General features: G+C 60.3%; 16 protein-coding genes. 8 read left to right on the top strand and 8 right to left on the bottom strand.

Features of this window, described 5'->3' with window-relative positions; genetic code table 11:
• Positions 1–12: 12 nt before the first annotated feature.
• Positions 13–3168 (top strand): efflux RND transporter permease subunit, encoded by a 3156-nt coding sequence (locus tag RF819_RS04685; RefSeq protein WP_078363902.1) that lies wholly within the window; start codon positions 13–15, stop codon positions 3166–3168.
• Positions 3161–4588, top strand: coding sequence for an efflux transporter outer membrane subunit (locus tag RF819_RS04690; protein ID WP_078363903.1), 1428 nt, complete (start codon positions 3161–3163; stop codon positions 4586–4588). Before RF819_RS04685 ends, RF819_RS04690 begins: the two co-directional genes overlap by 8 nt.
• A gap of 30 nt (positions 4589–4618) precedes the next feature.
• Here the strand turns inward: RF819_RS04690 and RF819_RS04695 are convergent, their stop codons facing one another.
• Positions 4619–4900, bottom strand: a complete 282-nt coding sequence (locus RF819_RS04695; protein WP_078363904.1) for a DUF427 domain-containing protein — start codon at positions 4898–4900, stop codon at positions 4619–4621.
• Positions 4901–5113: 213 nt separating this feature from the next.
• Here RF819_RS04695 and rpsU point away from each other — a divergent pair, with 213 nt between their 5' ends.
• Positions 5114–5326: a 30S ribosomal protein S21 gene (gene rpsU, locus RF819_RS04700; RefSeq protein WP_078363905.1), complete on the top strand. Its 213-nt coding sequence runs from the start codon at positions 5114–5116 to the stop codon at positions 5324–5326.
• Positions 5327–5448: 122 nt separating this feature from the next.
• The gene (locus RF819_RS04705; protein WP_078363906.1) at positions 5449–5895 is read left to right on the top strand and encodes a GatB/YqeY domain-containing protein; all 447 of its coding nucleotides are present in this window, start codon (positions 5449–5451) and stop codon (positions 5893–5895) included.
• A 33-nt stretch (positions 5896–5928) separates the two neighbouring features.
• On the opposite strand, the gene RF819_RS04710 is transcribed toward RF819_RS04705, so the two are convergent.
• Together RF819_RS04710 and ettA are read right to left on the bottom strand one after the other, a co-directional pair.
• Positions 5929–8202 (bottom strand): DUF1631 family protein, encoded by a 2274-nt coding sequence (locus tag RF819_RS04710; protein ID WP_078363907.1) that lies wholly within the window; start codon positions 8200–8202, stop codon positions 5929–5931.
• A gap of 23 nt (positions 8203–8225) precedes the next feature.
• Positions 8226–9887: an energy-dependent translational throttle protein EttA gene (gene ettA / locus RF819_RS04715; protein ID WP_078363908.1), complete on the bottom strand. Its 1662-nt coding sequence runs from the start codon at positions 9885–9887 to the stop codon at positions 8226–8228.
• Positions 9888–10131: 244 nt separating this feature from the next.
• Between ettA and RF819_RS04720 the strand changes: the two genes are divergently transcribed.
• Positions 10132–11940, top strand: coding sequence for a DEAD/DEAH box helicase (locus tag RF819_RS04720; protein WP_078363909.1), 1809 nt, complete (start codon positions 10132–10134; stop codon positions 11938–11940).
• 135 nt (positions 11941–12075) lie between these two features.
• Here the strand turns inward: RF819_RS04720 and RF819_RS04725 are convergent, their stop codons facing one another.
• Positions 12076–12459 (bottom strand): cupin domain-containing protein, encoded by a 384-nt coding sequence (locus RF819_RS04725; protein WP_078363910.1) that lies wholly within the window; start codon positions 12457–12459, stop codon positions 12076–12078.
• Positions 12460–12597: 138 nt separating this feature from the next.
• Here RF819_RS04725 and gloA point away from each other — a divergent pair, with 138 nt between their 5' ends.
• Complete coding sequence (gloA, locus tag RF819_RS04730) at positions 12598–13011, top strand: lactoylglutathione lyase (RefSeq protein WP_078363911.1); 414 nt, start codon at positions 12598–12600, stop codon at positions 13009–13011.
• Between the two features lie 36 nt (positions 13012–13047).
• On the opposite strand, the gene eda is transcribed toward gloA, so the two are convergent.
• Both eda and edd read right to left on the bottom strand, forming a co-directional pair.
• Entirely contained in the window at positions 13048–13689 is a 642-nt protein-coding gene (gene eda, locus RF819_RS04735) for a bifunctional 4-hydroxy-2-oxoglutarate aldolase/2-dehydro-3-deoxy-phosphogluconate aldolase (RefSeq protein ID WP_078363912.1), read from the bottom strand.
• A gap of 95 nt (positions 13690–13784) precedes the next feature.
• Positions 13785–15623, bottom strand: coding sequence for a phosphogluconate dehydratase (gene edd, locus RF819_RS04740; protein WP_078363913.1), 1839 nt, complete (start codon positions 15621–15623; stop codon positions 13785–13787).
• Positions 15624–15763: 140 nt separating this feature from the next.
• On the opposite strand from edd, the gene pdxH reads away from it, so the two are divergent.
• Together pdxH and RF819_RS04750 are read left to right on the top strand one after the other, a co-directional pair.
• Complete coding sequence (gene pdxH, locus RF819_RS04745) at positions 15764–16417, top strand: pyridoxamine 5'-phosphate oxidase (RefSeq protein ID WP_078363914.1); 654 nt, start codon at positions 15764–15766, stop codon at positions 16415–16417.
• Positions 16418–16419: 2 nt separating this feature from the next.
• Positions 16420–17001 carry an energy transducer TonB gene (locus RF819_RS04750; RefSeq protein WP_143541607.1) on the top strand — a complete coding sequence of 194 codons (582 nt, stop codon included), beginning with the start codon at positions 16420–16422 and terminating at the stop codon, positions 16999–17001.
• Between the two features lie 36 nt (positions 17002–17037).
• Here RF819_RS04750 and RF819_RS04755 read toward each other — a convergent pair whose 3' ends face one another.
• Positions 17038–18786, bottom strand: a complete 1749-nt coding sequence (locus RF819_RS04755) for a methyl-accepting chemotaxis protein (protein ID WP_078363916.1) — start codon at positions 18784–18786, stop codon at positions 17038–17040.
• Positions 18787–18813: 27 nt separating this feature from the next.
• A complete protein-coding gene (locus RF819_RS04760) occupies positions 18814–19326 on the bottom strand; it encodes a chemotaxis protein CheW (protein WP_078366770.1) in 513 nt (170 codons plus the stop codon).
• Between the last annotated feature and the right edge of the window lie 215 nt (positions 19327–19541).

A 19541-nucleotide genomic window follows, 5' to 3' on the forward strand; every position in this document is an offset into this window, starting at 1 on the left:
GGAGCGCCTTCCATGTCCAAATTTTTCATTGACCGCCCGATCTTTGCCTGGGTGATCGCCCTGTTCATCATGGTGATGGGCGTGGTGTCCATCACCCAGTTGCCGATTGCCCAGTACCCGCCGGTGGCGCCACCGTCGATCGTGATCTCGGCCACTTACCCTGGCGCCTCGGCGCAAACGATGGAAGACAGTGTGTTGTCCATCGTCGAACAGGAGATGAACGGCTCGCCCGGCCTGATCTACATGGAGTCCACCGCACAGGCCAACGGTACCGGCACCATCACGCTGAGTTTTGAACCATCCACCAACCCCGATTTGGCCCAGGTGGATGTGCAAAACCGGCTCTCGCGCGCCACACCTCGCCTGCCTTCTGCGGTGACCCAGCAAGGTGTTCGCGTTGACAAGTCACGCAACAACTTCCTGTTGTTCACCATGCTGACCTCGGACGACGCGGCACTCGATCCGGTGGCGTTGGGTGACTACGCCTCGCGCTCGATCGTGCCCGAAATCCAGCGTCTGCCAGGGGTGGGCCAGGCCCAACTGTTTGGTACCGAGCGTGCCATGCGGGTGTGGATCGACCCGGCCAAACTGGTGGGTTTCAAACTGTCTGCGGCTGAAGTCAACGCCGCGATCAAGGCGCAAAACGCCCAGGTCTCCGCCGGTGAAATCGGCAGCTTGCCCAACGTGGCAGGCCAAGGCATTGCGGCCACCGTACTTGTCAGTGGCCAACTCACCAACGCAACACAGTTTGGCAACATCGTGCTGCGCGCCAACACCGATGGCTCCACGGTGCGCCTCAAGGACGTGGCCCGCATCGAATTGGGCGGCCAGTCTTACGCCACCTCGGCCCGTCTCAACGGCAAACCTGCCATCGGCATTGGTGTGCAACTCTCCCCGAGCGGCAACGCCCTGGCCACGGCCAAAGCGGTGCGCGCCCGCATGCATCAGTTGGAGACCTTTTTCCCCAAGGGCATGAGTTGGTCGATTCCTTACGACAGCTCGCTGTTCATTCAGACCTCGCTGGCCCAGGTGGCCGAGACCCTGGTGGAAGCAATTGTGCTGGTGTTCCTGGTGATGTTCTTGTTCCTGCAGGACTGGCGCTACACCCTGATTCCAACCCTGGTGGTGCCGGTGGCACTGTTGGGCACCTTTGCCACGATGTTGGCCATGGGTTTCTCGATCAACGTGCTGACCATGTTCGCCATGGTGCTGGTGATTGGTATCCTGGTGGATGACGCCATCGTGGTGGTGGAGAACGTCGAACGCATCATGAGTGAGGAAGGCTTGTCCCCCTTGCTGGCCACCCGCAAGGCGATGGGCCAGATCCAGGGCGCCATCATTGGCGTGACCGTGGTGCTGATCTCGGTGTTTGTGCCACTGGCATTCTTCAGCGGGTCGATTGGCAACATCTACCGCCAGTTCTCGGCGGTGATGGGGGTGTCGATTGCGTTCTCGTCCTTCCTGGCGCTGTCCTTGACCCCGGCCTTGTGTGCCACCTTGCTCAAGCCGGTGGAAGCCGGACACCACCACGCCAAGAGCGGCTTTTTTGGCTGGTTCAACCGTGGTTTTGCCAGCACCGCCAAAGGCTATGAACGCGGGGTCGCCAAGACCCTGCCACGTGCTGCGCGTTACCTGGTGATTTATCTGGCAATTCTGGCCGCAGCGGCGGTGATGTATACCCGTTTGCCAACCTCCTTCCTGCCCAGCGAAGACCAGGGCAGTATGCTGATCAACGTGCAACTGCCACCTGGCGCCACCCAGGAGCGTACCCTGGCTGTGATGCAGCAGGTGGAAGGATTCATCCTGGAGCAGCCTGAGGTCAAAAGCATGGTGGGTGTGCTGGGTTTCAGCTTCTCGGGGCAAGGACAAAACGCCGCGCTGGCTTTTGTCACCCTGAAAGACTGGGCCGAGCGCAAAGGCCCGGGCAGCTCCGCCGAGGCGCTGGCCGGTCGCGCTTTTGGCGCCCTGTCAGGCATCCGCGACGCCTTCATCTTCCCCTTGAGCCCGCCGCCTATTCCCGAACTGGGATCCTCCTCGGGTTTCAGCTTCCGGCTGCAGGATCGCGGTAGCCAGGGTCATGAGGCCCTGCTGGCAGCGCGCAACCAATTGCTGGGCATGGCGGCCCAAAGCAAGGTGCTGACCCAGGTTCGCCCGGATGGTCTGGAAGACGCGCCCCAGCTGCAGGTCGACATTGACCGCGACAAGGCCAATGCCTTGGGGGTTGGTTTTGATGCCATCAACAGCCTGATTTCCACCGCGCTGGGCTCCGCCTATATCAACGACTTCCCCAACAGCGGTCGGCTGCAGCGGGTGGTGGTGCAGGCTGATGCCATGGCACGCATGCAACCCGAAGACCTGCTCAAACTCAATGTCACCAACAACAAGGGCCAGACCGTGCCACTGTCCGCTTTCGCCAGCACCCGCTGGGTGAAGGGCGCGATGCAGACGGTGCGCTACAACGGGTACCCGGCCATGCGCATCAGCGGCAGTGCCGCACCGGGCTACAGCACGGGTGCCGCATTGAACGAGATGGAGCAGCTTGCAGCCAAATTGCCAGCCGGTTTTGGCTTTGAATGGACCGGTACCTCACGCGAGGAAAAACTGGCCGGCTCACAAGCCATGATCCTCTACGCCTTTGCCATTCTGGCAGTGTTCTTGTGCCTGGCCGCGCTGTATGAAAGCTGGAGCATTCCCATGTCCGTCATCCTGGTGGTGCCGCTCGGTGTGCTTGGGGTGATCGTGGCCACCCTGCTGCGCAGTTATGCCAATGACGTGTACTTCCAGGTCGGTCTGATCACCATCATCGGTTTGTCGGCCAAGAACGCGATTCTGATCATCGAGTTTGCCAAGGACCTGCAGGCGCAGGGCAAATCCGTGATTGCAGCCGCCTTGGAAGCGGCCCACCTGCGGTTTCGCCCGATTGTGATGACCTCGATGGCGTTCACGCTGGGGGTGTTGCCACTGGCGATCTCCAGTGGCGCGGGCTCAGCCAGCCAGCGCGCCATTGGTACCGGCGTGATCGGCGGCATCCTGACCGGCACAGCCTTGGCGGTGGTGTTTGTTCCAATCTTTTTTGTGGTGGTGCGCTCGCTGTTCAAGGACAGCGAACGCCAGCAGCAGGTGCATGCCGAACAGGCCGCGCACATGGGAGTGCATTCGCATGAATAAATTAACTGTGATCTCGGTGGCCTGTGCCAGTGTGTTGTCAGCCTGCTCGCTGATCCCCACCTACGAGCGGCCTGCAGCACCCATCGCCACCCAGTGGCCCACGGCAGCTGCGGCCACGGCCAGATCTGAAAAACAAAGCACCAGCCCCTTATGGAATAAGGGCTGGGAGGAGTTTTATACCGATATAACGGTGCAGCAGCTGATCCACACCGCACTGGCCAACAACCGTGATCTGCGGGTGTCGGTGCTCAACATCGAACAAGCCCGCGCCCAGCTGGGCCTGCGCCGTGCCGACCAGTTTCCGGCCGTCAACGCCACACTGAGCGGCTCGCGGGTGCCCAACAGCAGCGGCGGCATCACCAGCAGCTACACCGGTGGCTTGACCTTCACCGCATACGAACTGGACTTTTTTGGCCGGGTCGCCAGCCTCAAGGAACAGGCCCTGGCCCAGTATCTGGCCACCTCCGAGGCCACCAAAACGGTGCAGATCAGCCTGATGGCCAGTGTGGCGCAAAGCTGGCTGAGCCTGTTGGCTGACGAAGATTTGCTGCGCACCTCGCGCCAGACCCTCGCCACGCGAGAAGAGTCTCTGAAACTCACCGAACTCAAACGCAGCCACGGTGCGGCGTCTGACCTGGAATGGCGGCTGGCGCAATCGCTGCTGGAAAGTGCCCGTGTCACCCTGGCACAACAGCTGCAAAAACGCGCACAGGACGAAAATGCGCTGACCCTGCTGCTGGGCCAAAGCCTGCCTGAGGCCGCCCGCAACCAGCTGGCCCAAGGCCAACTCGACAGCCAACAGTTCCCCAACCTGCCCGCCGGGCTGCCATCTGACCTGCTGACCTATCGCCCCGATATCCGACAGGCCGAACAAAGCTTGCTGGCCAGCAACGCCAACATTGGTGCAGCGCGCGCCGCGTTCTTCCCGCGCATCACACTCACCGCTGGCGCCGGGTCGGCCAGCAGCGAACTCTCGGGTTTGTTCAAGAGTGGCTCCTGGGGCTGGACCATGGCGCCCAGTCTGGTGTTGCCCATCTTCAACGCGGGCGCCAACCAGGCCAATTTGGACATCGCGCAGGCGACACGCGACATCGCGGTGGCGCAATACGAAAAAACCATCCAGAGCGCGTTTCGCGAGGTGGCCGATGCCCTGGCTGGCCAGGACACCCTGGCGCAACAGCTCCAGTCGAGTGAGGCGTTGCTGAAAGCAGAGAGTGAACGCACCCGTCTGACCAAACTGCGTTTTGACAATGGCGCGGCCAGCCAACTCGACTGGCTCGATGCCCAGCGCTCTCTGTTCACCACCCAGCAGTCTCTGGTGCAAACGCGCCTGGCGTATTTGCAGAACCAGGTCACCCTGTTCAAAAGCCTTGGGGGCGCCAATCCGGAGCTGAGCATCGAGCCTGGCAAGGCCCCCTGAAACACAGGCCTCTGAAGTGCATCGCCGACGCTAATCGGTGATCTTCACACCTTTCCAGAAGGCGACCCGGTCACGCACCTGGTCAGCCTCTGGTTTGGGGTCGGGGTAGTACCAGACCGCATCCGGATTCATCTCACCGTTGACCATCAGCGAGTAATAACTGGCCTGCCCTTTCCAGGCGCAGGAGCTTTTGTGGTTGCTGAAGTGCACAAACTCCCGGTTGAGTGAACTCGCCGGGAAATAGTGGTTGCCCTCCACCATGACGGTATCGTCGCTCTGTGCAATCACTGCACCGTTCCAGATCGCTTTCATCTTCCATGTCCTTCACAAAAAGAGGTATTTGAACCGATGTCGCAGAGACACCACGACAATCACTTGCCAGCCCCAAAGACACCGCTATAATGCTTGGCTTTGCTGGCAAAACTCCGCTGCCTGATCAACTTTTAAGCGGAGAAATTCGCAAGATCAATTTTTGGCCCGATCTTCCAAACTTTGAAGTCTGCACCTTTTGGATTACTTGACTCCATGACAACCATTCGTGTTAAAGAAAACGAGCCTTTTGACGTCGCTCTGCGCCGCTTCAAGCGCACCATTGAAAAACTGGGCCTCCTGACTGACTTGCGTGCACGCGAGTTTTATGAAAAGCCCACCGCTGAGCGCAAACGCAAGAAGGCTGCTGCAGTCAAGCGCAACTACAAGCGCATCCGCGCCATGCAGTTGCCCAAGAAGCTGTACTGATTCTGCTGACTCAGCCGGGCTACCAAGCCTGCAGACAAGCTCGCCGGGGACGCCCAGGCGGGCTTTTTTCGTTCTGGCGTATCCAGACCTTTCATCCCAACAATTGACCAGGAGTCACCACCATGTCCCTCAAAGACCAGATCACCGAAGACATGAAAACCGCCATGCGTGCCAAAGACAGCGTCCGGCTGGGCACCATCCGCCTGTTGCTGGCGGCCGTCAAACAAAAAGAGGTCGATGAGCGTGTGGTGGTCGACGATGTGACCTTGGTCGGCATTGTGGACAAGCTGATCAAGCAGCGCAAAGACTCAGTGGCCGCTTATGTTCAGGCCGAACGGCAAGACCTGGCGGACAAGGAAGCGGATGAAATCAAGGTGCTGGAAGCCTACTTGCCGCAGCGCCTGGGCGCTGACGAAATCACGGCTGCGGTGGCCTTGATTGTCAGCACACTGGGCGCCTCCGGGCCTGGTGACATGGGCAAAGTCATGGGAGCCGTCAAAACCCAACTCGCCGGCAAGGCCGACATGGCTTTGGTGTCGCAGGCGGTCAAGGCCGCGCTGGCAGGCTGACCGGGCAGCCCCAGACGGGGCTGCTTGGTTTTTTCAGGACCCGGCGTCGATGCTGTTGCGCATCGCCGTGCGAACCACGGCGTCCAGCGCACCGTCCACCATGGAAGACTGGTCTGACACCACACGCAGCTTGCCCTCGGCCAGCATGCGTTCGTAAAAGCGCTGGGTCATGGACTGGGTTTTGCCACCCACATTGGTGAACAGGTACATGGTGCCGTGCGGACTGATCCAAGACAGCTGCACGCGCTGCCAGGCACCCGAGAGGTACAACTCGATCCAGGCCCCCACCGCCAACGGCACGGTGCTGGTTTGGGCCGGCAAGGACAACGGCGCCGACTTGGGCTGGTCTGCCACTTCTTCGTCCGCAAAATCCATGAAACCGGATGCCTTGGCCTCGGAAGGTGCCACCCAATGGTCCTGGCTGCCCATCAAGCTGGCATCGAGACCCTCCGGTGCAGCCGCCTCCTCCTGCGTGGCAGGCCTGAACGCCTGATGGTGCTGCTTCATCAAAACATCAAAAAAGACGCTGGTTTTGGTGGAAGGGTAACCAATCAGGCTCAGGCCTTCGCGCAGGCCCGACAGCAGCCGGGGTACCAGTTTGGTCAAACGACCAACATCTTTGCGTGTCAGATCAGGTTGCGCGCTCCACAACAGATCTGCAACCAGTGCCTTGTAGGCACCTGGGTCGTCCGTCCCGGGCACGGCTTTGAGTTGCGCCTCTGCCATCACATGCGACCAAGGACCACACAAAAAGTCCAATACATCCACAGGCACCCGGGACATACCCGACATCTTCATCATGTTGTTCGCCATCTGGGAAGCCAACAAATTGCGCTCCTCGGCGTAACCCAAAGCTGCGGCCGCACTTTGAATCTGGCTATTGACGGTCTCCCGCACCTCGGGGTTGTCCCACTCTTGCTGAAGCTGCTTGAGCGCTGCCTCAAAGGGCTGAACCCCCTCGATATTGAGCACCGCCAAGGGGCTGACATGCCGCTGCAAGGACAGCAGGAAAGCCTCAAAATCTGGATCAGTTTCTGAGCCAAACGCCAAACCCCGTTGCGAGATTTCGTTCAACAACAGCCGCGCCGGGTGCGCCTTGTCAATGAAAAAACGCGGGTCAACAATCACCAGCCGCAGCAGTGCGGGCTCCAAGCGCTCAATGATTTTCCTCACCTGGGGCAACAAGCGGGTGTCCTTGATCAGGTTCTCCGCCATCAGGGACACCACCTCCAGGCTCAGCACCTGGCTCATCGACTTGGCACTGCGCGTCAACTCTTCACGCACAACCGCACCCGGTGGTCGTGTGTCAGTCGCTCTGCCTTTGGGGGGGGCGGGGCGCTGCTGCATACGCAGCACCACCGTGTCAAGTTGCTGCATCTCCTGCAGGGCATCCAGGGCTGCTGGCAAGGTCGCCTGAAAAGCGGTTTCAGGACCATGCTCTGGCGACTGCCCACCCTCAAACTCACGCGCAAACTGCTGGGCAAACGCCTCTTTGGGACTGTCTGGCGGGCCATCAAGGTGACCCGACATCAACTGCCGCAACTTGTCCAGCGTCAGCACCGTTTGCCGGTATTCAGGGGTCCACACCGCCCGTTCGGCACGACCCGAACGACCATGATCCACCACCTCGGTCACCACCTCGGGGGTGCGAATCACGGTGAAGCCCACCCGCCGCACGTCCTGGCTTCGAAGCTGTTCTGACCATTGCAGATACGCCTCACGCAACGCACTACCCAGCGGGGCTGACAGGTGACGCAACCAGATGGCACGCACCTGTGTCGGCACCCGCATCTCGTTCATGAGCTGTTGCAAGGCCTTGACATATGAGTCGGGGCGCAGCGGATTGTGTTCGGGGGAGACCCGATCCAAGCCCACCAAAGCACACACAAAACTGTTGAATTCGGGCAAGGCCAGCCCGGCATCCAACAACACATGCTGCAACATGCGAGCCAGTTCCACGCGCTCCTGAACCTGGCTCTCATCCATCAGTTCAAGCTGATCCAAGCGCAAGGCTTGCTCACCCAAGACGCCGGATTTGGCCTGCGTGTCACCATGGCTGCGGAAGACCGCCAGCAAAATGGCCGGAAAACGCTCACACAGACTAAGTGTGTGTGACTCCATCAACTTGACACTGAGCTCCAGCTGGTCTCGCTCCAGAAAACCCCGAGCCGTGGACACCTCGGTGCGCAGGGTTTTGCGGGCCATGCCCAACACCTGCGACAACATGCTTGCACTCGTCCGCGCCGCCGACTCCAACAGGCTCTGGTAAATGGACAATCCAGGAATGGACGAATCAGCGGTCGACATGGTGATTGATCCTCGTGGAGAGCCTACTTCAGCGCCTTGAAACGCATGCGTTTGGGTTTGGCACCCTCTTCACCCAGACGTTTTTTCTTATCCTCTTCGTAGTCGTGGTAGTTGCCGTTGTAGAAGGTCCACTGGCTGTCGCCCTCACAGGCCAGGATGTGGGTGGCAATCCGGTCAAGGAACCAGCGGTCATGGCTGATGACCATGATGGACCCCGCAAACTCCAGCAAAGCGTCTTCCAGCGCACGCAAGGTTTCCACGTCCAGATCGTTGGAGGGTTCATCGAGCATCAGCACATTGCCGCCCGCAATCAGCGTCTTGGCCAGATGCAAGCGACCGCGCTCACCACCTGACAACAAACCGACACGTTTTTGCTGGTCCGCACCATTGAAGTTGAAACGGCCACAGTAGGCCCGGCTGGCCATGGTGAACTTGCCGATGTTGAGCATATCGAGCCCGCCCGACACATCCTCCCAAACGGTTTTTTCGTTGGCCAGATCGTCACGGTTTTGGTCCACAAAGGCCATCTTGACGGTTTGACCAATCTTGACCGTGCCGCTGTCGGGCTGCTGCTGGCCGGAGATCATGCGGAACAAGGTGGACTTACCGGCGCCGTTGGGGCCGATGATGCCCACAATGGCGCCCGCAGGCACCTTGAAGCTCAGGTTGTCAATCAGCAGACGGTCACCAAAGGACTTGCTGACGTTGGTGAACTCAATGACCTCATTGCCCAAGCGGTCCGCCACCGGGATAAAGATTTCATTGGTTTCGTTACGCTTCTGGTATTCAAAGTCAGACAGCTCTTCAAAACGGGCCAGACGGGCCTTGCTCTTGGCCTGACGTGCCTTGGGGTTCTGACGCGACCACTCCAACTCCTTCTTGAGGGTCTTGGCGCGCGACTCTTCACCCTTTTGCTCCTGCTCCAAGCGTGCCTGCTTTTGCTCCATCCAGGAGCTGTAATTGCCCTTGTAGGGAATACCAGCACCCCGGTCGAGTTCCAGAATCCACTCGGCCGCGTTGTCCAAGAAGTAGCGGTCATGGGTGATCGCCACCACGGTGCCGCTGTAACGCTGCAAAAACTGCTCCAACCAATCCACCGATTCGGCATCCAAGTGGTTGGTGGGTTCATCGAGCAACAACATGTCGGGGTGGCTCAGCAGCAGGCGGCACAGCGCGACACGGCGCTTTTCCCCGCCGGAGAGCACACCAATCACCGCATCCCAAGGCGGCAAGCGCAACGCGTCAGCCGCAATTTCCAATTGGTGCTCGGAGTCGGTGCCGGCGGTGGCGATGATCGCCTCCAGCTCGGCCTGTTCCGCCGCCAGCGCATCAAAGTCGGCATCTTCTGCACCGTAGGCGATGTACACCTCTTCCAGGCGCGCCTTGGCAGCAAACACCTTGCCCATGCCCGACTCGATGCTCTCGCGCACGGTCTGGGCCGGATCCAGTTGCGGTTCCTGCGGCAGGTAACCGATGTTGAGCCCGGCCATCGGAATGGCTTCACCTTCGATGTCCTTGTCCACACCGGCCATGATCTTCAGCAAAGTGGATTTGCCCGAACCGTTGGTGCCGAGCACACCAATCTTGGCACCCGGGAAGAAACTCAGCGAAATGTCTTTCAGGATATGCCGCTTGGGTGGCACGATCTTGCCAACGCGGTTCATCGAAAATACGTATTGAGCCATAGGACTTGAAATGTTGCTTCTGTGAAAAAGCCCCATTATCGACGCTAGCGCAGCCGCAGTCACCGTGTCGTGCGACAATCGCCGCTGTTTCAGGACTTCAGTTACCTGAGACGTCAGCACCTTGCTGGGAGTTTCATCATGTGTGAGGCTCCGTTTTTGATCCCATCTGCCTTTGACTGAATTGTCGCGACAACGCGCCAAAACGGGCTGATGTCCTGGCACCCTGGATGGGGTGCACCTCACCATGAAATTTGAAGAACTCAATCTGGCTCCGGCCATCATCAAAGCTGTGCTTGAGCAAGGCTATGAAAACCCCACGCCGATCCAAGCCCAGGCGATCCCGCTGGTGCTTGACGGCCACGACCTGTTGGGCGGCGCCCAGACTGGCACCGGCAAAACCGCTGCCTTTGTGCTGCCCATGCTCAACAAACTCTGCGCACAGGAAGCCCCTCGCAACAAGTTTGGTGGCATCGGCATCCGCGCCCTGGTACTGACCCCCACCCGCGAGCTGGCAGCCCAGGTCGAAGAATCGGTGCAAACCTACGGCAAATACCTGGAGATCAGCTCGGCTGCCGTGTTTGGTGGTGTCGGCATGAACCCCCAAATCAGCCGCATGAAAAAAGGTGTGGACGTGCTGGTGGCCACCCCTGGCCGACTGCTCGACCTGATGCAACAAGGCATGCTCGACCTGGGTCAGGTACAGATCCTGGTGCTCGACGAAGCCGACCGCATGCTCGACATGGGCTTCATCCATGACGTGAAAAAAGTGCTGGCCGCCGTGCCCAAGGACAAACAAAGCCTGTTGTTCTCGGCCACCTTCAGCGACGAAATCCGTGAACTCGCCGCCACCCTGCTGAAAAATCCGCAAAGTGTGCAAGTCACCCCGCGCAACACCACGGTGCAACGCATCACCCAGCTGATCCACCCCGTGGGTCGTGGCAAGAAAAAGGCCTTGCTCGCCCACATCGTGCAAGAACACAACTGGAGCCAGGTGCTGGTGTTCACCCGCACCAAGTTTGGCGCCAACAATGTGGCTGAGTTTTTGACCAAAAACGGCATCAATGCCATGGCATTACACGGCAACAAGAGCCAGACCGCGCGCACCCAGGCGCTGGCTGACTTCAAGAGCGGTGACGTGCGCGCCCTGGTGGCCACCGACATTGCCGCCCGTGGCATCGACATCGACGACCTGCCGCATGTGGTGAACTACGACATCCCCAATGTCTGCGAAGACTATGTGCACCGCATTGGCCGCACTGGCCGTGCTGGCGCCGAAGGCCAGGCGGTGAGCCTGGTGAGCCTGGACGAAGAAGGTTTCATGCAAGCCATTGAACGCTTCACCAAACAGGATATTCCGGTGCAAATCATTGCCGAGTTCATGCCCGAACCCGGTGAAAAAGCCGAACCCATCGCCATGGGCCGCCAGACCATCTGGGGCGGCGCTGGCAAACCACCGAGCCGTGACGTGATGATGGCTGCCGCCAAGGCCGCCCGCACCGAGATGCTGACACGTGTGCGCGAAAGCAAGGGCCCAGGCGCCGCCCGCCCTGCCAATGGCGGCGGCAACGGTGGTGCAGGCCGTGGCCGCAGCGGTGGCGGTGGTGGTGGCCGAGGTCCCCGTCCGGCAGGTGGTGAAGGCCGCCCTGCCAACCCGCGCAACGACGGCAACTTTGATGCCGACGGTGGTGGCCGCAGCATGGAGCCACGCAGCCATTTGTCCGCCGCTGAACAAGCGGTGCGTGGCCCGGGTCAACGCCCGGCGCGTGGTTACGGTGGTGGCAACGGCGGCGGTTACGGTGGCCCAGCCCCGGCACCCGCACGTGGTGCTGGTGGTCAGCCCGACCCGATGCGCACCAGCGTTGACATGATGTCTGACCGCGGCCCGCGTCGCAATGGTGGCGGTGGTTTTGGTGGCGGCAACCGCAATGCCGGCCCCGCAGGCGCAGGCTTTGGCAGTGGCCCAAGCCGCTCGGGCGGTGGCAACCGCTCCGGCAGCCGCGGTCGTTCCGGCGGCCCCGCTGGTGGTGGCTCACGTGGGCCCAGCAGCCGCTGAGCCACATAACAAAGGGGCTTGAAGCCCCCTTGTTATTCAGTCTTTTAGCACTCCAGCCCTTGATTCATAAGGGCTGATAGCTATTTAATCTGTAGTTGACAACCACACCAGCAGCTGCTGGTGTGATGGCTTTGGTTAGCTGCGCACAAACAGGGTCACCAGCTCGTCAGGTCCAACCTGGCGGCTCCAGTGGCCGTGCACGCTGGCGTCAAAGCTTTGGCCTTCGGGCACCACGTCGGCCGAGTAAAAGTGTTCACCGGCCTTGAAAATGCGCGAGCTGCCGTCCTGCAGGAAAATCTCCATCTGGCCACCCAGAATAAACACCCACTGCGGGTCAGTGGTGCAATGCATTCCGCTGACAAAACCCACCGGGCTGTGGCGCAGCTGCATACCACCAGAGGGCATCAGGGCCGACAAGGCCACCTGGGGCTTGACGGGGTCCAGCGCAACGGTTTCCTCGCGAAAACGGGCGCGGCCATCGGTATCGGTGAACAAAACGACTTTGGTAAACGCAGGCATGATCTACTCGGGTTGGTTGAAAATAGGCGCCATTATTCCCCAACCATGGCCTGAAAACGGCCCAAGACCCTGGTTTGCTAACGCGATATAGCCAACTCTTGATTTCACCCCTTGTTTCAATTTTTTTAAGCTTCCACCATGCGAATTCTTCACACCATGCTGCGCGTCGGCAATCTGCAACGCGCGATCGACTTCTACACCCAGGTGCTGGGCATGACCCTGCTGCGTCAGTCGGACAACCCCGAGTACAAATACAGCTTGGCCTTTCTCGGCTTCGAGGGCGGCAACCCCGGCCAGGCCGAGATTGAGCTGACCTACAACTGGGGGGTGGAGAGTTATGAGATGGGTAGCGCCTATGGCCACATCGCGCTGGGGGTGCCAGATGCCAAGGCCGCCTGCGACAAAATCCGCGCGGCCGGGGGCAAGATCACGCGTGAAGCCGGTCCGGTTCAAGGCGGCAGCACGGTGATCGCTTTTGTGGTTGACCCGGACGGCTACAAGATTGAGCTGATCGAGCGCGCCGAAGGCAGCGGCGGTCTGGGTTTGCGCTGAGACCAGCACCGGGCTGGCGCCAGCGCGGGCCAGACGCTATTGGTGCAAGGCCTTGGTTTCCAGCGCCAGGCGGGTGACACGGCCCCAGTCACCCGACTCGGCCACCTGGGCCGGCACCAGCCAGGAGCCGCCCACACACACCACATTGGGCAGTGCCAGGAAATCGGGCGCGTTTTGCAGCGTGATGCCGCCAGTGGGGCAAAACTTCACATCAAAAAACGGACCACCCCAGGCCTTGAGCATGCCCACACCTCCGGCTTGTACCGCCGGAAAGAACTTGAGCTCGGTGAACCCGTCTTCACTCGCCCGCATGATCTCGCTGCCGGTGGCCACGCCGGGTAGCAGCGCCAGTTTGGCATCGCGGCAGGCCTGACCGACCGCGCTGGTGTAGCCCGGGCTCACTGCAAAACGGGCCCCGGCATTGGCTGCGGCCTGGGCATCCGACGCGCTGCGCACCGTGCCAGCACCCACCATGGCCTCGGGCACCTCGCGCGCAATCGCTTCGATACAGGCCAGCGCCTGCGGCGTGCGCAGCGTCACCTCCAGCATACGGATACCTCCGGCCAGAAAAGCGCGTGCCAGCGGCACCGCGTGTGCCACATCGTTCAACACAATGACCGGGATCACCGGTGCGTCTTGCATGACCTGCAGAGCGGTCAAAGAGGTGTTTGCGTTCATGAAAACTTTCTAAAAAAAGGAAGAAAAGCACGCCAGGCGAGAACGCCCGGCGGGATCAGGATGACAGGTGGGGGGGGTGAAGACCGTGCTTGGTATCACAACCAGCTGCAGGCGCCCTCTTCGGCGCTGCTGGCGTTGCGCCGCATGCTGGCAAACAGCGCGCGGCCCATGCCCACACCGTTGGCGGCGCGCAAGGCATCGGGCATTTGAGCGACTTCACGTTTTGCCCATTCCGCTTCAGGCACCAGCACCTGCAGGGTGCCGGTCTCGGCGTCGAGCCGGATCACATCACCGTCGCGCACGCGAGCGAGCGGGCCGCCTGCCACCGCTTCGGGCGAAACGTGAATGGCAGCCGGCACCTTGCCGGAGGCACCACTCATGCGTCCGTCGGTCACCAGCGCCACGCGGAAACCTTTGCCTTGCAACACCGCCAACGGCGGGGTGAGTTTGTGCAACTCGGGCATGCCATTGGCTTTGGGACCCTGCCAGCGCACCACACACACCACGTCCTGGTTGAGTTCGTTGGCGGCAAAGGCTTTTTGCAAGGCGTCCTGCGAGTCAAACACGCGGCACGGTGCCTCGATCACATGGCGGTCATCGGGCACGGCCGAGATCTTGATCACACTGCGACCCAGGTTACCGAGCAACAATTTCAGGCCGCCGCTGGCGCTGAACGGCTCACTGGCCGGGCGCACCACAGACTCATCTTTGCTAGCACCAATCTCTTGCCAGATCAGGGCTGGAGACGATTTATCCTCTGAAACCGATGTCGGGGCTGCAGGCACGCGGGTGTATTCGCGCAACCCACCGGAGCGCACGGTCAACACGTCGGCATGCATGAAACCACCGTCGAGCAGCTCGCGAATCACAAAACCGGGACCGCCAGCGGCCTGGAACTGGTTCACATCGGCGCTGCCATTGGGGTAAACACGGGTCAGCAGCGGTACCACGTCCGACAGGGCTGAAAAATCATCCCAGTCGATCACGATGCCTGCCGCACGCGCCACCGCCACCCAGTGGATCAGGTGGTTGGTCGAGCCACCGGTGGCCAGCAAGGCCACCATGGCGTTGACGATACATCGCTCGTCCACCACCAGGCCAATCGGCGGGCACTTGTAGCTGGCCGATCCCAGCACGGTGCGCAGGGCTTCACGTGTGAGTTCCTCGCGGATGCTGGCGCCCGGGTTGATGAAGGCGGTGCCCGGCACATGCAGACCCATGGCTTCGAGCAACATCTGGTTGCTGTTGGCAGTGCCGTAGAAGGTGCAGGTGCCCTCGCCGTGGTAGGCCGCCGACTCGGCTGCCAGCAACTCGGGGCGGCCCACCAGGCCTTGGGCGGCCTTTTCACGCACCTTGGATTTGTCGTTGTTGGACAAGCCGGTGGTCATCGGACCGGCGGGCACAAACACGGTCGGCAAATGGCCAAACTGCAGCGCGCCGATCAGCAGGCCCGGCACAATCTTGTCACACACACCCAGCATCAGCGCCCCGGCAAACACATCGTGGCTCAGCGCCACGGCGGTGCCCATGGCGATCACGTCGCGCGAGAAGAGGCTCAACTCCATGCCCGGCTGGCCCTGGGTGACACCATCACACATCGCCGGCACGCCACCAGCGACCTGGGCGGTGGCGCCAAACAACCGGGCCTCGGCCTTGATCAGGTCGGGGTAGTGGCCCAGCGGCGCGTGGGCCGACAACATGTCGTTGTAAGCGGTGACGATGCCGATGTTGGGCGCTTTCTCGGCCACCACACGCAACTTGTCGTTGCCCGGCAAGGCCGCAAACGCATGTGCCACATTGGCGCAACCCATGCGCTGTGCACCCGGCGGGCGTTGCGCGTCGGCCTGTACCTGCGCCAGATAGGCGCTGCGTGTGGGTTGGCTGCGCTGGATGATGCGCTGGGTGACGGCGTCAACGGTGGTATTGAGTTTCATGATGGTTGAAATTTTTAGTAACTAAATTACATACTCAATGGTAACCCAGTCTGGTCTCTGGCGGTGTTTCAACAGGTACTTGGCGGTTACGAGCGCCTCTTCGGCACCCTCGCTCCAGACTGCTTCTTTATACTGCCGACATGACCACATTAGCCGACCTGCGCAAAAGTTACGAACGTGCCGAACTCAACGAAGACGCCTCCCACGCCGACCCGCTGAAACAGTTTGAGCAATGGCTGCAAGAAGCCATCCACGCCGAAGTGCCCGAACCCAATGCGATGACGCTGGCCACCGTGAGCAGCGATCTGCGCCCGAGCACCCGCGTGGTGTTGATCAAGGCTTATGACGAACGCGGCATTGTCTGGTACACCAATTACGACTCTCGCAAAGGCCAGGAACTGGCGGGCAACCCCTATGCGGCCTTGCAGTTCCACTGGGTTGAGCTCGAACGTGTGGTGCGCATCGAAGGTGTCGTGAAAAAAGTCAGTGAAACCGAGAGTGACACCTACTTCCACAGCCGCCCGCTCGACAGCCGCATTGGTGCCTGGGCCAGCCCGCAAAGCCAGGTGATCAGCGGGCGCGGGGTGTTGGTGGCCAACGCGGCCAGGTATGGCGCCCAGTTTCTGCTGCAACCGCCCCGCCCGCCCCACTGGGGCGGTTACCGCCTGAAACCCGAGCGCTGGGAGTTCTGGCAAGGGCGCAAGAGCCGCCTGCACGACAGGCTTCGTTATGGCCTGCAGCCCTTATCTGACAAGGGCTCACAACTATGGATTCGAGAGCGACTGGCACCCTGAATTTGGGTTTAACCAGAGCTTGGGGGGGCCTGCTGTGCGCCTTGCTGGTGTCGCTGCTGCTGCATGCGCTGCTGCTCTGGCCGTCCCACCAGATCTGGCAGCTGCCCTCTTGGCTGCGCGGCCAGCCGGACCAGCGGGTGATCCTGAGGGTGGTGCGCCCCGCCCAAAGCGAGCCACAGACAGCACACCAGCCGCCCCAGCAGGCGCCTGCGTTGGCACCGCCTGCACCTCAGCCCACTGAACCAGAGGAGCAGTCGCTCCCACCACAGCCACCGTCAAATCCGGAACGGCTGCCAGACAGCGAGAACGGTTATTTGCCCGCAGAGTTTCTTTCCCGCACGGCATTGCCCGCCAGCGAGATCGAGCTGCAAGACCTTGCGGCACCCGAGGCGCCTGGCCGCCTGCAACTGCTGCTGTGGATCAATCAGGCAGGGGAAGTGACCCAGGTGGACGTGGAGGCGAGCGACGCACCAGACTGGTTTACCCAAGAAGTGACACAGCGGTTCAAACAGGCCGTGTTTGAACCGGGGCTCAGAGCTGGCCGAGCCGTGGCCAGCCTGATGCGCATCGAGGTGCTGTTCTGAGGATCACAGCGCCTGCGCCCGGCCTGTCACCCCCGCTCAGAAACTCTCCCACTCATCGTTGCCAGCCTTGCCGCCACTGTCATGAGGCAGGCTGGCCGCTTTAGGTGCTGGTTTGTTCGCCAGCTTGGCGGTCACCGTGCTGCTGGCTGCCACCGGTTTGGAGACGTTGGGCCGGATGGCTGCACTGCTGCGTGCCGCAGGTGCCGAAAAACCGTGATCCTGTCCCGACGCAAGTTTGAACACCGCCACTGTTTGCACCAGATCCTGTGCCTGACTCTTGAGGCTGCTGGCCGCTGCGGCCATTTCTTCCACCAAAGCCGCGTTTTGCTGGGTGACCTGGTCCATCTGCTGGATGGCTTCCCCAATCTGGCCCACACCCTGGCTTTGCTCGGTGCTGGCTGCACTGATCTCACCCATGATGTCGTTGACCCGGCGAATGGAGGCCACTACTTCGGTCATGGTGGTACCGGCCTGGTCCACCAGGGCTGTACCTTGTTCGACCCGCTCGACACTGGTGCTGATCAGGGTCTTGATTTCTTTGGCGGCTTCAGCACTGCGGCCTGCCAAGCTGCGCACTTCACTGGCCACCACCGCAAAACCACGACCCTGTTCACCCGCACGGGCGGCTTCGACCGCCGCATTCAACGCGAGGATGTTGGTCTGGAAGGCGATGCCGTCGATCACACTGATGATGTCGCTGATCTTGCGGCTAGCTTCATTGATGCCTTTCATGGTGTCCACCACCTGGGCGACGACTTCACCGCCCTTGATGGCCACCGAGCTGGCGTTTTGGGCGAGCTGGTTGGCCTGACGGGCGTTGTCGGCGTTTTGTTTGACGGTGGAACTGAGCTCTTCCATGGAAGCGGCTGTTTCCTCCAGAGCGCTGGCCTGTTCTTCGGTGCGTTGGCTCAGGTCGTTGTTGCCCTGGGCGATCTCGGAGCTGGCGGTGGCCACCGAGTCGGAGCCGGCGCGTACCTTGGAGACCACACTCACTAAGCCTGTTTGCATGCGGGCCATGGCTGCCATCACACTGGTCGTATCTCCACTGCGAACCTGCAAAGTGGCAGTCAGATCGCCATCAGCCACAAGGCTGGCTGCATGGCTCAAATCGGCTGGCTCGGCCCCCAGCGCACGGGTCAGGCTTCGGGTAATGAGTACGCCCGCCAATACGGCCACTCCAAACACAAATAAGCAGACAGTGATCAAGACAACTCGCTGCGTGACGTAGATGGCTTCCGACTCTTCTACCAACTCGACGGAACGCGCTGCCGTGAAATCCGCATAGTTGGTTTCAGCTTTAGCCAATGCCGCCAAAAGAGGGCGGCATTCCGTATTCATTTTTGCAATGGCTTCTTCATGCTTGTTACTGAGGGTCAACTCAACAATACCCATGGCCACTGGTGCGTATGATTGTTCAATCTTGTCGATCTCGGCAATCAAGCGACGCGCTTCGTCTGATACATCAGCCTCTTTGGCCATCTCTTTGAGTTTGGCCATGCGCTGCCCCACATCTTTATGCGCTTGCAAGACGTTGTTTTTCTCAATGGCCAAGTCTTGTGGTTGTGTCACCAACACCAGATTGCGCGCCGCTATGGCACGACTGTCCACCGCTTGTCGCACGCCAGCTGCCATCTGGGCCTGTGCGTTGATGCCATTGATGTAGTTTTCAAAACGATCGTGGGCATCGTTGAGCATCTTCGCGGAAAAGCCAGATACCAGTAAAACCATCAAGGCCAGTCCACCAAACGACCAAGCCAACTTTGTACGTACCGTCAAATTGTTCATAGGAAATTCCAGGTAGTTGCAGCTGTTTCAAGCCATTGAAGGATCTATGCCCATGTCCGAACTGGACATGAGTTTTCCGATGTCGATCAGGATCAGCATGCGGTTTTCCAGCGAGCCTATGGCCAGCAGGTGGTCGCTGCCAATGGCCGATGACAGCTCGGGCACCGGGCGTAATTGCTCCGGGCTCAGGGTGATGACGTCTGAGACCCCATCGACCACCATGCCCACCACCCGGCTGCCGATGTTGAGAACAATCACCACAGTGAAGTGGTCGTAATTGACCGGGTTGAGCTTGAACTTGATACGCATGTCCACCACCGGCACGATCACACCGCGCAGGTTGACCACCCCCAAAATGTGTTCAGGCGCATTGGCCATGCGGGTGGGACGCTCGAAGGAGCGAATTTCCTGCACCCGCAGGATGTCGATGCCGTACTCTTCCTCACCCAGCTTGAATGCCAGGAACTCACTGACAGCCAAGGCCCGGTTCACGTCCGTGACAGGTGTCGCTCCATGATGCGCAGCGTCTGTGCTTTCCATGTTTACCTCCATATTTTCAACATCAAACCATACAATTTGACAAAATTATATATTAATTGATAAATTTTGCATGTTTCGATAAAAATTCGAAGCTAGGTGTTCAGAACAGGCTGAGTAGCCAGAGCGAATCACTTGGAAGGGGCGTGGCAGGTGGCCGCATCAAAGTCCTGCCCCAACCAGTGTGAGGGCGGCACCACAACGCGTCAAGTCAAGAC

The sequence above is a fragment of the Rhodoferax fermentans genome, from assembly GCF_002017865.1.
Classification (GTDB): domain Bacteria; phylum Pseudomonadota; class Gammaproteobacteria; order Burkholderiales; family Burkholderiaceae_C; genus Rhodoferax; species Rhodoferax fermentans.

Coding starts and splice junctions, on each gene's coding strand:
- RF819_RS04685 (WP_078363902.1), top strand. CDS start 13: ATGTCCAAATTTTTCATTGACCGCCCGATCTTTGCCTGGGTGATCGCC.
- RF819_RS04690 (WP_078363903.1), top strand. CDS start 3,161: ATGAATAAATTAACTGTGATCTCGGTGGCCTGTGCCAGTGTGTTGTCA.
- RF819_RS04695 (WP_078363904.1), bottom strand. CDS start 4,900: ATGAAAGCGATCTGGAACGGTGCAGTGATTGCACAGAGCGACGATACC.
- rpsU (WP_078363905.1), top strand. CDS start 5,114: ATGACAACCATTCGTGTTAAAGAAAACGAGCCTTTTGACGTCGCTCTG.
- RF819_RS04705 (WP_078363906.1), top strand. CDS start 5,449: ATGTCCCTCAAAGACCAGATCACCGAAGACATGAAAACCGCCATGCGT.
- RF819_RS04710 (WP_078363907.1), bottom strand. CDS start 8,202: ATGTCGACCGCTGATTCGTCCATTCCTGGATTGTCCATTTACCAGAGC.
- ettA (WP_078363908.1), bottom strand. CDS start 9,887: ATGGCTCAATACGTATTTTCGATGAACCGCGTTGGCAAGATCGTGCCA.
- RF819_RS04720 (WP_078363909.1), top strand. CDS start 10,132: ATGAAATTTGAAGAACTCAATCTGGCTCCGGCCATCATCAAAGCTGTG.
- RF819_RS04725 (WP_078363910.1), bottom strand. CDS start 12,459: ATGCCTGCGTTTACCAAAGTCGTTTTGTTCACCGATACCGATGGCCGC.
- gloA (WP_078363911.1), top strand. CDS start 12,598: ATGCGAATTCTTCACACCATGCTGCGCGTCGGCAATCTGCAACGCGCG.
- eda (WP_078363912.1), bottom strand. CDS start 13,689: ATGAACGCAAACACCTCTTTGACCGCTCTGCAGGTCATGCAAGACGCA.
- edd (WP_078363913.1), bottom strand. CDS start 15,623: ATGAAACTCAATACCACCGTTGACGCCGTCACCCAGCGCATCATCCAG.
- pdxH (WP_078363914.1), top strand. CDS start 15,764: ATGACCACATTAGCCGACCTGCGCAAAAGTTACGAACGTGCCGAACTC.
- RF819_RS04755 (WP_078363916.1), bottom strand. CDS start 18,786: ATGAACAATTTGACGGTACGTACAAAGTTGGCTTGGTCGTTTGGTGGA.
- RF819_RS04760 (WP_078366770.1), bottom strand. CDS start 19,326: ATGGAAAGCACAGACGCTGCGCATCATGGAGCGACACCTGTCACGGAC.